This is a genomic window from Paenibacillus sp. Y660, from assembly GCF_057221575.1.
In genome coordinates this window covers 52,784-66,417 of record NZ_JBXBBJ010000001.1, presented here as the reverse complement: position 1 = coordinate 66,417, position 13,634 = coordinate 52,784, and the positions used below count along the sequence as shown (strand labels likewise).

The following is a 13,634-nucleotide window of genomic DNA, read 5'->3' as shown; positions in this document are numbered from 1 at the left end:
TGTCAGGATCAAACTGCCTGGAGCGCAACCCTATTCGCGATAACACCAAAGTCATGACAATGGCGAGAGCAACGCCAAGCGCTCCGATCCATGTAATGGCCGATAAAGACACGTCTCCAACGACGACACCTCCAAAACGCCCTCTTACGGCAACCTCTAAATAAAATAAGACTGTTCCGAAAAGTAGAATTTTCTACCTTTGGAACAGTCCGCAATATTTGCTTATTTGGAGTTGGCAGACAGAAGAATAACCAGTCCAGAAGGAGGAACGCTGAGCGACAGCAAGCCTTGCTCGCCATCTATCTCAAATTTGCTGACTTCTAGGCCCATGCAATCGAGAACCTGAACCTCTCTCGCCCCTAAAGCCTTAACCGCCTCTACAATCAACCGATCTCCGCGCGTCCCGTTTACGATGATTATTTTTTGAGTGTCCGTATCTGCTAATGAAACAACGGAATCGTTATAAACGGCTGTAATCGAAACCTCGTTATTTCGTGCGGTCACAAGCGGGAAGAGCAGCTCTGGACGCTGGGGCTCCAATTGTCCATGCATTAACACATCACGGTTCTCGCGCCAGAAGGATAGCCAGAAGGTCAGCATATCCAGATGCTTCTGAGGCAGCGTCTCCAGCCGGACGGAAATTTGCGGTACCGCGAACAGAATGTTGATTAATTGAAGCGCCGCGCTGTCAACCGGCTCGTCCGGATTCCACATGATCATGTCGGCATGCGCTGCCGTATTTCCACACAGCAGCCTGATGTCGAGCGTGCGAATACGGTTTTGCACCGCATCGTTTGGACAATCCCCCGCTCGGAACAGGTTGCCGTATTTCCGCATAAGCGGGCTGATATACGGCTGGCGGAATTCGATCATAATGTCTGGCTTTATTGCGCGTAGACGAGCCATCACATCGCTCAGCAATACGTCCACCGCTTGCGGCACCGAGGCGATATCGCGTCCCGGATCGGAGTTTTCATCTTCCTGCTCCTGCTGCTGGAATACATCAACAAAATCAAGCTTAAAGCCGTCTAAGTCCCAATCCAGCAACGCCTTCTCGTAGATGCCGATCAAATATTCGCGCACCTCGGGATATCGTGGATCGATGACGCCAGCACCCATGCTATCCATTTTGTAGAGCAGCTTATTTTGGAATCGAATCCATGCTTCGCTGTTCTTCCCAATGAACGGAACCGAATACCAGAGCAAATATTTCAAGCCCATTGCATGAACGCGTCCAACATGCGCCTTCATGTCGATCATTTTCTCCTCGCAAACCTGCCAATCCCCACAAAAAGCGTAGCCTCTGGCATTGTCCGCCGTTTGCCAGCCGTCGTCAACGATGACCGATTTACAGCCGATTTCAAGCGCAAGGCGGCACTGCTCCTCGATTCCTTCCGGCGTGAGCTCCTGATGGAAGCTGTACCACGTTGAATACATAGGCTCCAGCGCTTCAGCAGGCACGCTTGAAGGCGTATTCGTCTTGTATTCGCTCCACCAATGACTCACATCGTCCAGAGATTTAAAATACGGAATTTCGCGCGTGTCGATCCGAAGCTCTGCTTCATAGGAGGCAAGCTCTGGCGTTGGCGTGTCGAACATAGCAATGACACAGTTAAAATGAGAGGTCTCCTCGTGGAGGCCTGCATCGTACTTGATAACGTTCAGCACATCGGAAAAAGCGAATGTCAGCTTGTTCGTCCCCTGACCGCTAAATAGACTTACAACTGGAGCGGAATTCGTCGACTTTGAATCCAGCAGCGGATACCAGTCTGCCCGAATCCATCTGTGATATAAAGCCGTTGGATGCCACATGCCCTGCACGTCGATAACGGGGTGGCTCCATTTCAGCTTGAACGTTGGCGGTACTGCCGGAGAATCTGCTGCAATCTTTATACGAACGATATCAATTCCTTCGGATTCACGTTCGACCGAAAGCTCTGCGCGGAATCCGGATTCCACGCTTTCCAGCTTATATTCATATAACCCATTAGCGGTAAGCTGCATGCTGAACTGCCTCCCTAAGCTTCATCTGTTTTTGAGATTATTATATCTCCTGCACGAGTTGAGGCTATAGAGAGATTTGTGTTTAATAGTAGTTATTTTGTGTCATGATTTTAATGGAAACATTGTTTTAATGCTTAATTTACTAGTAACTTTGTGCTATCCTTAGTTATAGACAGCTAACGAAAAGAGGGATTCAGGTTGGAAAATCAATTTACGGAACATTTTCTAATCGGTCGCTTGGACACAGATATTCGTCTGCACTATTGCGGGCTGGAGCATTGTATGCCCTCCCATCAGAATGGTCCGGTCATGCGCGATCATTATTTGCTGCATTTTATCGTAAAAGGCTCCGGCGTCTTCACAATGGAAGGCTGCGATTATAAGCTGAAAGCAGGAGACAGCTTCTGCATGTATCCCAATCAGCCTGCTTCCTATCGTGCAAGCGAAGCGGATCCATGGACTTATTATTGGGTCGGAATTGATGGGCAGCTTGCCGCCAAGCTGTTCCTTTCAGCAGGAGTAACCGTCCAATCTCCCACCCATTCGCATCTCGAGCCTGAGCGAGCAGAGAAATTGCTGGCAGAGCTGCTCCATCATTCTGCAGTCAACGATCTGGCATCCGAAACCTACTGCTATGGCCTATTGCTGCAAATTTTCTCCACCTTCCTGAGCAGGCAGACGGAATTACAACAACCTGTTCGCAGCGGAGGGCGAAATTGCAACGAGCTGTATGTCGCGCAAGCGGTGAAATTTATAGAAGAGCATTACCATAAGCGCATTTCCATCTCAGTCGTTGCCAGGCATGTCGATTTGGACCGTTCTTATTTCACCAAGCTGTTCCATGTCCAGATGGGCGTGTCTCCCCATGAATTTCTAATCCGCTACCGGATGGAAAAAGCTTGCCTCATGCTGAGCCAGACGAGCCTGCCCGTGCAATTAATTGCAAGCAGCGTCGGCTTCGAAGATGCAGCCTATTTTGGCAAAGCTTTTATCCGTCGGTTGGGACTCTCGCCCACTGCATTCCGCAAGCGCGGTACATCTTCGCTATCAAATTAAATATATTCCATAATATGGTCTGCCGTTTCTTCAATGGCCTTATTGGTAACGTTAATGACCGTACATCCTAGCTGCTTCATCAAATTATGCGCATATTCAAGCTCTTCTACAATTCGCAGTATATTCGCATATCTGGAGCCATCAGGCAGCCCAAGTGCTTTAAGTCGTTCTGTACGTATTTTGAGTATATTTTCGGCATCAATCGTTAGTCCGATAATGCGATGGCTCGGAATTTTGAATAGCTCCGCCGGAGGCTTGACCTCTGGCATAACAGGAAAGTTGGCCACTTTAATGCCCTTATGGGCAAGAAAAATGCTGAGCGGCGTCTTCGAGGTTCGCGAGATGCCGATCAATACAACATCCGCTTGCAGCATCCCTCTGGCGTCACGGCCGTCGTCATATTTTACAGCAAATTCAATGGCTTCAACACGGCGAAAATAAGCGGCATCCATTTCATGCAGAAGACCTGGCTGCTGCTTAGGAGCATCTCCATAAGTATCTATGAATGCCTGCATCATCGGCCACATAATGTCTACTGCCCTTACGCCCAAACGAATGGATTCGGCTTTGATCATCTCACGCAATTCCGGCTGTACTAGCGTGTAAGCGACAAAGCCTCCTGTCGAAGCAGCTTCTTCCATCATGATTTTAATTTCTTCTTCATGCCGGATATGTCCGTACCGCCTGATCTTTACCTGATCGGCGTTGAACTGGCGAATGGTTGCCTGCGCTACCGACTCTGCCGTTCCGCCAATGGAATCAGAGCAAATATACAAATGCTGCTGTTCAGTCATTCAGATTTCCCTCCGATTCTACAGAATGCGATGCGAACTCGTTACCTGCGGTGAATGAGCTGTGCTTGTGCAGCTGCAATTCTTGCCAAAGGAAGACGGAACGGCGAGCAGCTGACATAATCCAAGCCGGTTTGGTGGCAGAAGAAGATCGATTCTTTTTCTCCGCCATGTTCGCCGCAAATACCTGTCTTAAGGCCTGGCTTTTTGGAGCGGCCGCTCTCGACTGCCCATTCGATCAATAAGCCTACTCCTTCCGTGTCTAACACCTGGAACGGATTTTGAGGCAAAATATTATGCTCCACATAATGAGTGAGAAATTTCCCTTCCGCATCATCTCGGCTGTAGCCAAACGTCATTTGCGTCAGATCGTTTGTTCCGAAGGAAAAGAAGTCTGCATATTCCGCAATTTGGCCTGCGGTTAGAGCGGCTCTTGGCACCTCGATCATCGTTCCTAACTGATAAGGAACCTGCTTCTTTAATACGCCCAACACTTCTTCGGCAGTACGATCCACCAATTCTCGCATAGCTTTCAACTCATTGACATGACCAACGAGCGGGATCATGATTTCTGGAACAACCTGAATCCCCTTCACCTGCAGTGCCAACACAGCGCGGAAAATAGCGATAACTTGCATCTGATAAATTTCTGGAATCAGAATGCCCAGCCGGCATCCCCTCCACCCCAGCATCGGATTCATTTCTTGTAAATTCCGGACCTTTCTTATGAGCTGGTCGAGCGCGCTGCGATCATCAACGGTTTCCGCATCCTTTTTCATCCGTTCCTGCCGAAGCAGCAGCTCCTCCATATTGGGCAGAAACTCATGGAGCGGCGGATCAAGCAAACGAATCGTAACAGGCAAGCCTTCCATTGCGGAAAAAATACCTTCAAAATCATCTTGCTGCATAGGAAGCAATTGATCCAAAGCAGCCTTGCGATCATAGGAGTTATCAGCAAGTATCATTTCCTGTACGACCGGCAGCCTGCTAGCCGACATAAACATATGCTCCGTGCGGCAGAGCCCTATTCCTTCCGCCCCAAACGACCTTGCTTTAGCCGCATCCTCTGGCGAGTCGGCGTTCGTCCGTATCTTTAGTGCTCGAATATCATCCGCCCACTTCAGCAGCTGGCCAAGCTCATCACTCATTTCCGGTTCCTTCAGCGTGACAGTGCCTGCAATGACGCGTCCAGTCGAGCCGTCCAGCGTGATCCAATCTCCTTCGCGAACCTTAACATCGCCTGCGATGAACTGTCCTTCTCCTGTATCAATGCGAACCTCCTCGCAGCCGCATACGCATGGCTTGCCCATTCCTCGCGCGACTACTGCCGCATGGCTAGTCATGCCTCCGCGACTGGTAAGGACACCTTCGGCAGCGATGACACCATGGATATCCTCGGGGCTTGTTTCAGAGCTGACAAGCACGACGCGCTTGCCGGAGCGGCTCCATTCCTCGGCTTTGTCGGCATCAAATACGACTTGTCCTGTAGCTGCGCCGGGCGAGGCAGGCAATCCCACTGCCAATACCTGCAGCTTCTCGTCCTCGTCAATGGCTCTATGAAGAAGCTGATTAAGATGTTCAACATCAATCCGAAGCATCGCTTCTTCTTTGGTCAATATCCCTTCATGAACAAAGTGGACTGCAAGCTTTACTGCTGCTTGCGCCGTTCTCTTGCCATTTCTCGTTTGAAGAATGAAGAGTTTTCCTTTCTCTACAGTAAATTCAATGTCCTGCATATCTTTATAATGTGCTTCAAGCTTGGCAGCAGTTTGTACAAGCTGCTTATAAATTTCAGGCATTTCCTGACTCAGCTTAATGATCGGCAAAGGCGTTCTTATCCCGGCTACGACATCCTCCCCTTGGGCATTGATCAAATATTCACCGTATAATACCTTCTCTCCCGTAGATGGATTGCGTGTGAATAGGACACCGGTTCCGCAATCATCGCCCATATTCCCGAATACCATCGATTGGATATTAACCGCTGTCCCTTGACTATCAGGTATGTTATAAGCCTTTCTGTATACGTTTGCCCTATGGTTGTTCCAAGAGCGGAATACAGCTTCTACTGCAAGATGCAGCTGTTCGAACACATCTTGAGGAAAGTGAACATTCGCTCGCCATTCGATTACACCCTTATATTTCTCGATGATTTCGATCCAAGCTTCTACTGGAACATCTTTATCCTCCATTACATCCAGCTCTTTTTTCTTATGGTGCAGCAGCGTCTCGAAGTGGATTCCTTCTATATCGAATACCACATTTCCGAACATTTGGATCAATCTTCTGTAGCAGTCATAAGCGAAACGGGGATTTCCTGTATGGCTTGCAAGACCCTTTACGGTATTGTCGTTCAAGCCCAGATTCAATATCGTATCCATCATGCCTGGCATCGAATTAACCGAGCCCGAACGGACAGACACAAGCAACGGATTGCCATTGTCGCCAAATTGCTGATTTTTCGTTAATTCCACCTGCACTAAAGCACTGCGGATCTCATCGAACAAGCCTTCCGGCAGCTTGCCGCCAGCACTATAGTACTCCCGGCAAGCATCTGTAGTGATCGTAAAGCCAGGAGGAACAGGCAGTCCCGCATTGGTCATTTCTGCAAGATTGGCACCTTTTCCGCCAAGCAATGTTTTCATTCCAGCATGTCCCTCTTGAAAATGGCGAACTCTCTTTTGTTGATCGTCCTGCGGAGGATGGGGCTGATCCTTTCCTTTAATAGGGTTCACCGAGCATGTGCTGAGTCCGCAGACTCCATATAGGATTTTCACCCTATTCGTATCTACGGTATCAATTAATTCCCCACAGTACTGACATACGATACTTCCCAATTTCACTTCGCTGCTGCTTGATTGCATTGCTTCATGCCTCCCATAAATTGAGTTTTTTGAACAACCATAGCCGCTAAATCGATTACCCTGCAGGAGTAAGCCCATTCGTTGTCATACCATGCCAATATTTTTAATTGATCGCCGGCAACCATTAGAGACGACCCATCAACAACCGCTGAACAATCATTTCCGATATAGTCAGACGAGACAAGCGGAACATCTTGCATATCAACATAAGGAGCCAATCCTCCTGAAATCATGGAACGAATTTTCCGCTTAGCCTCAACAAGCGTCGTATAGCTTCCAAGCTGGACAGTCAAGTCAATTAGAGAAACATTTGCTGTTGGAACACGGATCGACAAGCCTTGGATATGCGGAGCTAAATGCGGCAGCACGTCAATTAAAGCTTTGCCTACTCCTGTAGTCGTTGGAATAATAGATTGTGTACATGCTCTCGCACGACGCAAATCCTTATGCGGGTTATCCAAGTGGTTCTGGTCACTGGTAAAGGAATGGATCGTTGTCATCCAACCGCTCTTGACCTCAAAGGCATCATCAAGCAATTTAAGAATGGGAGCGACACAATTCGTCGTACAAGATGCTGCGGATAAAATATGATGCTCATTCGGTTCGTAGCTTTCCTCATTGACACCCATCACCACGGTCAGATCAGCATCTTTGCCTGGTGAAGTGATAATAACGCTATGTGCCCCGGCTGCAAGATGCTTCTCGGCCCCCATACGGTCAGTGAATTTACCTGTAGCATCAATAACGATATCGACGCCGGCCTCTTTCCATGGCAGCCGAGACGGGTCTCTCTCCATAAAATAATGAAGTGCTCTTCCGTTTATTATTAGCTTTCCATCTTCTGTTGAAATGTCTGCATGCCAAGTTCCGTGTACCGTATCATATTTTAATAAATGGGCTATCGTGTCTACAGAATGGGGAGAATTGAGCGCTTTGATCTGCATATCGTTATATTTATCCGAAAACGCTCTTCTTATAAGCAATCTTCCGATTCTTCCCAAACCACTTATGCCAATTCCAACTTCCATTCCTTCAGCCCCTTATCGCATTTTTATATAGTACATCCTAATTAATATAATATGACACATTAATCAAAATGTACATGTTTAATATGCAACATAATTAGATAATTAACCAACATTTAAATAGTCAATGGTAACAAATAGCAGCCGGATTGCCCGTAAAACGCAAAAAAAGCCGCCGATTGCTTCGGCAGCCTTCATGAAATTAATTTCTAAAAATGAGTTAACGTTTGGAACAGGAGAAAGATATTTAACGAAATGATAACGAGTGCTATCGCCCAAGCCAGTATATTTGTTATTTTATGATTAGCAAGACTGCCCATAATTTTTTTGCTGCTTGTAAAAATAATGAGCGGAATTAAAGCAAATGGAATCCCAAATGACAATATGATTTGACTAATAACGAGTGCTGTTGTCGGATTGACCCCGATTGCAATAATGACGATAGGCGGAATAACTGTAATAAATCTTCTTAAATACAGCGGGATTCGCCGTTTAATAAATCCTTGCATAATAATATCCCCGGACATAGTGCCCACTGCTGAGCTAGCCAATCCTGATGCCAATAAACCAACGCCAAATAAAATCGCTGAGAAAGGACCGACTAATTCGCCAAATTGCTCAAAAGCTACATCCAAATCCTGAACATTTAATCCGTTTTTAAAAAATAAAGCTGCCGCTACAATGAGCATGCTCGCATTAACCACACCTGCTATAACCATGGCAATTAAAATATCAATAAATTCAAAACGAAATATCCGTTTTCGTTCACCTTCCGTTCTTCCTACGATCCTTTTTTGAGTCAAGGCGGAGTGAAGATAAATGGCATGAGGCATAACCGTCGCACCTAAAATCCCCGCTGCCAGCATCACGCTGTCTACACCATTAAATTGCGGAGTAAAAAGTCCATTTAGGATGTCTCCCGTATTAGGCTGTGAGTATAAGACCTGGAGGCCAAATGCTAATACTACTATAAATACCATACCCATTATTCCGGCCTCTAATGAACGGAACCCTCTCCGCTGCAGTTCAAGAATCGCAAAGGAGCCAATGCCTGCAATGATCGCAGACGGCAATAATGGAATACCGAACAATAAATATAAGCCTAATGCCGCTCCAATAAATTCGGCAAGGTCTGTCGCAATGACGACTAGCTCCCCTTGTATCCAAAGTCCAAACGAGACTGGTTTAGGAAAGTTCTCCCGAGACACCTCAGGCAGATTTTTTCCCGTAGCAATGCCTAATTTTGCCGATAAAGCTTGAATAAGAATGGCCATTACATTCGAGACAAGCACTACCCAAAGCAGCATATAGCCATATTGCGAGCCGGCAGCGATATTTGTGGCAAAATTGCCAGGATCAATATATGCTACGCCAGCTATAAAGGCTGGGCCTATGAACGGCAGCTTCTTTAAGCCTTTCGTACGTCCTGATAACAGCTCATTGGCTGCATGTTCTTTTGTTGCTTCGTCCAATCAGAACAGCTCCATTCCCATTTATGCTTCAACCATTGCACCAGGCAATATTTCTTTGATCAATGACAAAATGTTTCCTTTGGTAAAATTATAGGTGGGCATCGACAAATTAGCAACTTGAAGCAGGTAACGTTTATTGTTTCCTAATTCCAGTGGTACAAAGCATAATTTTTAGGCAATAGACTACAATAGAACAAAAAAACGAGTCTTTAGAATCGCTTCTAAAGCTCGTTTCGTTTTGAAATTCAGTCTACGAAATTTCTGACCACTTACACCAACGTCTCCATACCCTTGCAGTTGAACAGTGAACAGAAATAACAGGAAAAAGTCCATCTAAATTTCCTCTAGTGGCGGTAAATAAAGCAATTAACTGGAAATTCTCCCGCTAAAGTTAACGCTTTTATCCCATTGAGATAAAAAGCAGAAAATTAACGGGAGAAAATCCTTCTAAACTCGAATTTCTCCCGAAAATCAATAAATTAGCTGGAGTTTTTCCTGTTAAGCATGCTTACCGTGAGCTTTCGCAGTTGAGTCCATATAATGTGTAAAATGATGAAGGTTACTTTAACTCTCCAATTTTCCATCCTATTTTAATGCTGCAACAAGAGCTAATTCCTTTCGAAGATGCAGGAGTGAAGAAACGATAAACTTATTCGCGAATATCAATAATTAAACCATCCAGCATTTTAATTTGTCTGTCACATTTTTGGGCTAACGACTCATCATGTGTAATGATAATTAACGTTTTTCCGCTTGCAACTAACGAACGCAAGAGCTCGATGATCTGCATGCCAGACTGTGAATCTAATGCTCCGGTTGGTTCATCTGCTAAAATAATTTGCGGATCATTGACAATAGCTCTTGCGATTGCCACTCTTTGCCTTTGTCCGCCCGATAAGTTTTTTACTTTCTCATTCATTTTTCCAGATAAGCCCACAAGCTCCAAAGCGTCTGCAACCATTCTTTTTCGCGTACTTTTATTCTTTCGATCCGAGGAGTAGATTAGAGGAATCTCAATGTTTTGGAAGGCGGTATCCTCCTCAACAAGGGCGAAGTCCTGTACAATGTATCCAAACGTTCTATTTCGGCAAATCGCCCGTTGTTTCTCTTTGAGCAGCTTCGTATCTTGACCATTGATTACGATTTGACCTGATGTAGGGACCACGATCATGCCAAGCATATTAAGCAATGTTGTTTTTCCACATCCCGATGGTCCCGTAATGGCAATCTGCTCGCACTTGTTAATAGTCAAGGTAACGTCTTGTACGGCTATCGTCTTATTTTTCCCGCTGAAATATTCTTTCTTTAAATTCATGGACTCCAGTACAGGGATCATTATTCGTTTCTCCTTAAGAAAAATGTCATATCATACTTTTTCAACCTAGCAAGCGGGACATAGGATAGAATTGCAACGATTATGACTCCCAGCAACACATGAAAGATGAGAGGAATTTTCACGGGCGAAGCAAATTGAGATGCATATGCTGTAATAATCATAGGTACTGCAATAATAGAGAGGACATATATAATAATTTGAGCATATAACTGGCCTATAGTAGCTCCATATAAACGGTGAACGGCATATTCACGTAAATTTCGTTCGATGAGAAGGAGTAAACTAGCAATTATACCTGCCAATGTAAACAAAATGGCTGCCGAGAAGAAAAATATAAAAAACAAACCGCTTAACAGACTTTCATGAAAAATTTGAGGAGCAGTACTATTAAATCGAACAGGGCTAAAATTTAAGGATTGGCTTTGTGTCATCGTTTGTATATAATCATCAATTTCTTCATCTATCGGATTGATTAATGCCGTATTCGTTATAATGGATTCTAGGTACATGCTATTATAATACTCGTTTAATTTTTTAAACGAGGTGAGAATGATAATGCTCTCATCCAAATCGACGGAAGTTTGTTTCCTCAAATAGGCACTGTTTTCATTGAGCTTATTGTCAATTTCCAATTGCTCCTCATTATTTACTCCGAAAGATATGTTATCTCCCAGCTTTAAGGCATTTACTTTCGAACCAATAAGCACGGTGGTGCCATCATATTTTCCAAGACCAAATACTTCATCAAATCTCCCCAAACCCACTATGACATTTATATTAGGAAAAGCTTCTATACGAACATTATCTACGAAGGAATACCCGCTGTTCTCTTTATCTAAAATGTTTGTCATCTTCTCAATCATACCTTCCGTGTACTTCATTCCTTCTGTACCATAATAAGAATTAAAGTAAACAGGGTTATAGTCGCGAAGTTGATTTATTTGTTTGCCATAATTAAGAATGGTCATCAGTTGCGTTGAACAAATGAAAATAAAGAAAGTGAAAATCGTTAATTGACCAATGAACAAAATAATGGAGAACGCATTCCGATATATATTTTTAGCAGCAAAATACCATATATTCTTCATAATAGAGCTCCGTCGTTCGATCTTATTTTCTGACTATAAAACGCGAATACATAAGCAATAAAACTAAAGAACAGGTTTAATCCAACAATCAAAAGTAAAGTTAATATCGAAAAATCCAACTTCCCAAAGCGATAGAAAAATAAATAAGCAGAAGAGCCTGCTAAAGAACCGATTATAAAATTGACATATGAGTCTTTTAGAAGCTTTCTCATCAATTTTAAGCGGGTAGCTCCGAACCTCAAATGAATACCGAAAATTTTCTTGGATTTTAACAAGTTGACTCGATAATACAAGTAGTAGTTAGCATAAATCATTAGCAATCCAATAGCTGTCGTCAAATACATTTTATTATTCATAAGCTGCAGCAAAATATGGCTGGAAGAGCCCGCGGAATTAGCGACTCTCTTATCCACAATATATTGATTCTTCGTTAACAATCCAATCAGTTCTTGTATAACTCCCTCATCATACGTATCCATATAATAGGAACCTCTAACATCGGACAACTCAGAAAAATGCAGCGCATATTCCGTTTTGTCTGTATAGAATGGATGCTTCGAATCATAGACTCCCATCACTTGATAGGCTTGTCCCTTGATCTCATATATTCCGTCGTTTCTAACACTGGACTCGTGAACGTAAGAATTTTTCTTTGCGACTATATAATTATGATGTTGGATGAAATCGTTTGAATTCAAGCGGTGCCCATCCGTTAAAATATATTTATTGAATAACTCTTTTGGATCGTAAATGCCTAATCCAAGGGAGTCGATATTATTCACAACTAGAGTAATCTTGTGTTTCTCCATGATTTTTTCAATTTGAGACAAGATTATTTGATTTTCTTTCGTACTTGTAGAGTATGGATTGGTTACTCTCAGTTCCGTATAGGCAGATCCCATCTGAAACGGCGATGCTGTAAGGAGTCCAATCTGAATCAAACTGTAAACGATGAAAATGGAAACTGCAGCCGTGCTAATCGCACTAAGCACTATTAGTAAAGCATCCAGCCTTTTCATTTAATCATCCTCTTCATTATGTTTGCGCGCTTTATATAGATAAATTAAATCGGATCCCGTAATATATATCTTCTTCATAAAATACGACTCTGCCTGGGATCCGATTTAATTTAGCATCTATTAAAGTTTTACCTGACTCTTAAAAGTAGATCATACCTATCTAAAGTTATTGTAGCTCCTCTTGAGGTGCAATTCTGCTAGGAATTGGAAGAGGGGTTCCCACTGGCACTTTTGAAAAACCATAGTTAAATGTGGTTTGAGGAGCCCAAGGATTGATAGTGTCCCAATATCTGTGAGATCTGCTATAAACCTTATTGTCGGAAGTACTTGAAGGTGACCCTTCAGTATATAATCTCCCAGTGTCACCACTGGTTCCGCCACTGTATCTAATATAACCACTATAATAGTTATATCCTCCGTCTTTATATGATGCCTGAATTTGGATATATCCGTCGTAATAAATTTGAAGCTTTTCCTCATTGCTATAGTAGTTAGGACTACTAGCAAATACAGTTACCGATATTACCGATGAGACAAGAACTGCGCCAGCTAGAATAGAAATAAATTTTTTCACCTGTAATACCTCCTATTGTTTTATAATGCAAGTTTATACAACATCCTCCTTACAGAAAATACCACTAGAAGCGGCTAAAATAATATTATTATAGATTCACAACAATGTAAATAGTTCCATATAACCTATTAATTATTTTAATTAAGTAATAAATACAAACTTTGGTAGATTGAAATTTTAGTTATAAAGTCTTATCTTTAATGGTAATATTCAATTAATTGACTTAAACCTGAATTCGTGACATTGCCCGACGATAATGAGACCGGCACGCGAAGTTAGATAATCACTGGAAGTTTCAAATATAAATTTCTTTGTCATAGGAGCTCACCCCATAGGTGCAATTAGGTATTAACAGAATACAGGCTGTTATCTTAATTTTACTCCTAAAATCTCTAATATATGATT

The 13,634-nt window shown here is 43.5% G+C and carries 10 protein-coding genes; 1 reads left to right on the top strand and 9 read right to left on the bottom strand.

Annotated elements, in window-relative coordinates:
• Positions 1-222 precede the first annotated feature (222 nt).
• The gene (locus tag AC2TDN_RS00290; protein WP_482065269.1) at positions 223-2,004 is read right to left on the bottom strand and encodes a glycoside hydrolase family 36 protein; all 1,782 of its coding nucleotides are present in this window, start codon (positions 2,002-2,004) and stop codon (positions 223-225) included.
• A gap of 198 nt (positions 2,005-2,202) precedes the next feature.
• Between AC2TDN_RS00290 and AC2TDN_RS00285 the strand changes: the two genes are divergently transcribed.
• A complete protein-coding gene (locus tag AC2TDN_RS00285) occupies positions 2,203-3,060 on the top strand; it encodes a helix-turn-helix domain-containing protein (RefSeq protein ID WP_484686636.1) in 858 nt (285 codons plus the stop codon).
• On the opposite strand, the gene AC2TDN_RS00280 is transcribed toward AC2TDN_RS00285, so the two are convergent.
• The 8 genes from AC2TDN_RS00280 to AC2TDN_RS00245 form a co-directional block, all read right to left on the bottom strand.
• Positions 3,057-3,854, bottom strand: coding sequence for a pyruvate, water dikinase regulatory protein (locus AC2TDN_RS00280; protein ID WP_484686635.1), 798 nt, complete (start codon positions 3,852-3,854; stop codon positions 3,057-3,059). The two genes, AC2TDN_RS00285 and AC2TDN_RS00280, sit on opposite strands and share 4 nt — an antisense overlap.
• 41 nt (positions 3,855-3,895) lie before the next feature.
• Positions 3,896-6,715 (bottom strand): pyruvate, phosphate dikinase, encoded by a 2,820-nt coding sequence (gene ppdK, locus AC2TDN_RS00275; RefSeq protein WP_484686634.1) that lies wholly within the window; start codon positions 6,713-6,715, stop codon positions 3,896-3,898.
• Positions 6,691-7,743, bottom strand: a complete 1,053-nt coding sequence (gene gap / locus AC2TDN_RS00270; protein ID WP_484686633.1) for a type I glyceraldehyde-3-phosphate dehydrogenase — start codon at positions 7,741-7,743, stop codon at positions 6,691-6,693. The genes ppdK and gap overlap by 25 nt, the downstream gene beginning before the upstream one ends.
• Positions 7,744-7,949: 206 nt before the next feature.
• Positions 7,950-9,212 (bottom strand): Nramp family divalent metal transporter, encoded by a 1,263-nt coding sequence (locus AC2TDN_RS00265; RefSeq protein ID WP_484686632.1) that lies wholly within the window; start codon positions 9,210-9,212, stop codon positions 7,950-7,952.
• Positions 9,213-9,861: 649 nt separating this feature from the next.
• A complete protein-coding gene (locus AC2TDN_RS00260) occupies positions 9,862-10,548 on the bottom strand; it encodes an ABC transporter ATP-binding protein (RefSeq protein WP_484686631.1) in 687 nt (228 codons plus the stop codon).
• The gene (locus tag AC2TDN_RS00255; RefSeq protein WP_482065276.1) at positions 10,548-11,636 is read right to left on the bottom strand and encodes an ABC transporter permease; all 1,089 of its coding nucleotides are present in this window, start codon (positions 11,634-11,636) and stop codon (positions 10,548-10,550) included. Before AC2TDN_RS00255 ends, AC2TDN_RS00260 begins: the two co-directional genes overlap by 1 nt.
• Entirely contained in the window at positions 11,633-12,655 is a 1,023-nt protein-coding gene (locus tag AC2TDN_RS00250) for a hypothetical protein (protein WP_484686630.1), read from the bottom strand. The genes AC2TDN_RS00255 and AC2TDN_RS00250 overlap by 4 nt, the downstream gene beginning before the upstream one ends.
• A 166-nt stretch (positions 12,656-12,821) precedes the next feature.
• Entirely contained in the window at positions 12,822-13,229 is a 408-nt protein-coding gene (locus AC2TDN_RS00245; protein ID WP_484686629.1) for a hypothetical protein, read from the bottom strand.
• Between the last annotated feature and the right edge of the window lie 405 nt (positions 13,230-13,634).

Bases quoted from the DNA above. Each gene is read 5' to 3' on its own strand.
- AC2TDN_RS00255 (WP_482065276.1), bottom strand. From the start codon at position 11,636: ATGAAGAATATATGGTATTTTGCTGCTAAAAATATATATCGGAATGCG.
- AC2TDN_RS00250 (WP_484686630.1), bottom strand. From the start codon at position 12,655: ATGAAAAGGCTGGATGCTTTACTAATAGTGCTTAGTGCGATTAGCACG.
- gap (WP_484686633.1), bottom strand. From the start codon at position 7,743: ATGGAAGTTGGAATTGGCATAAGTGGTTTGGGAAGAATCGGAAGATTG.
- AC2TDN_RS00290 (WP_482065269.1), bottom strand. From the start codon at position 2,004: ATGCAGCTTACCGCTAATGGGTTATATGAATATAAGCTGGAAAGCGTG.
- ppdK (WP_484686634.1), bottom strand. From the start codon at position 6,715: ATGCAATCAAGCAGCAGCGAAGTGAAATTGGGAAGTATCGTATGTCAG.
- AC2TDN_RS00260 (WP_484686631.1), bottom strand. From the start codon at position 10,548: ATGATCCCTGTACTGGAGTCCATGAATTTAAAGAAAGAATATTTCAGC.
- AC2TDN_RS00280 (WP_484686635.1), bottom strand. From the start codon at position 3,854: ATGACTGAACAGCAGCATTTGTATATTTGCTCTGATTCCATTGGCGGA.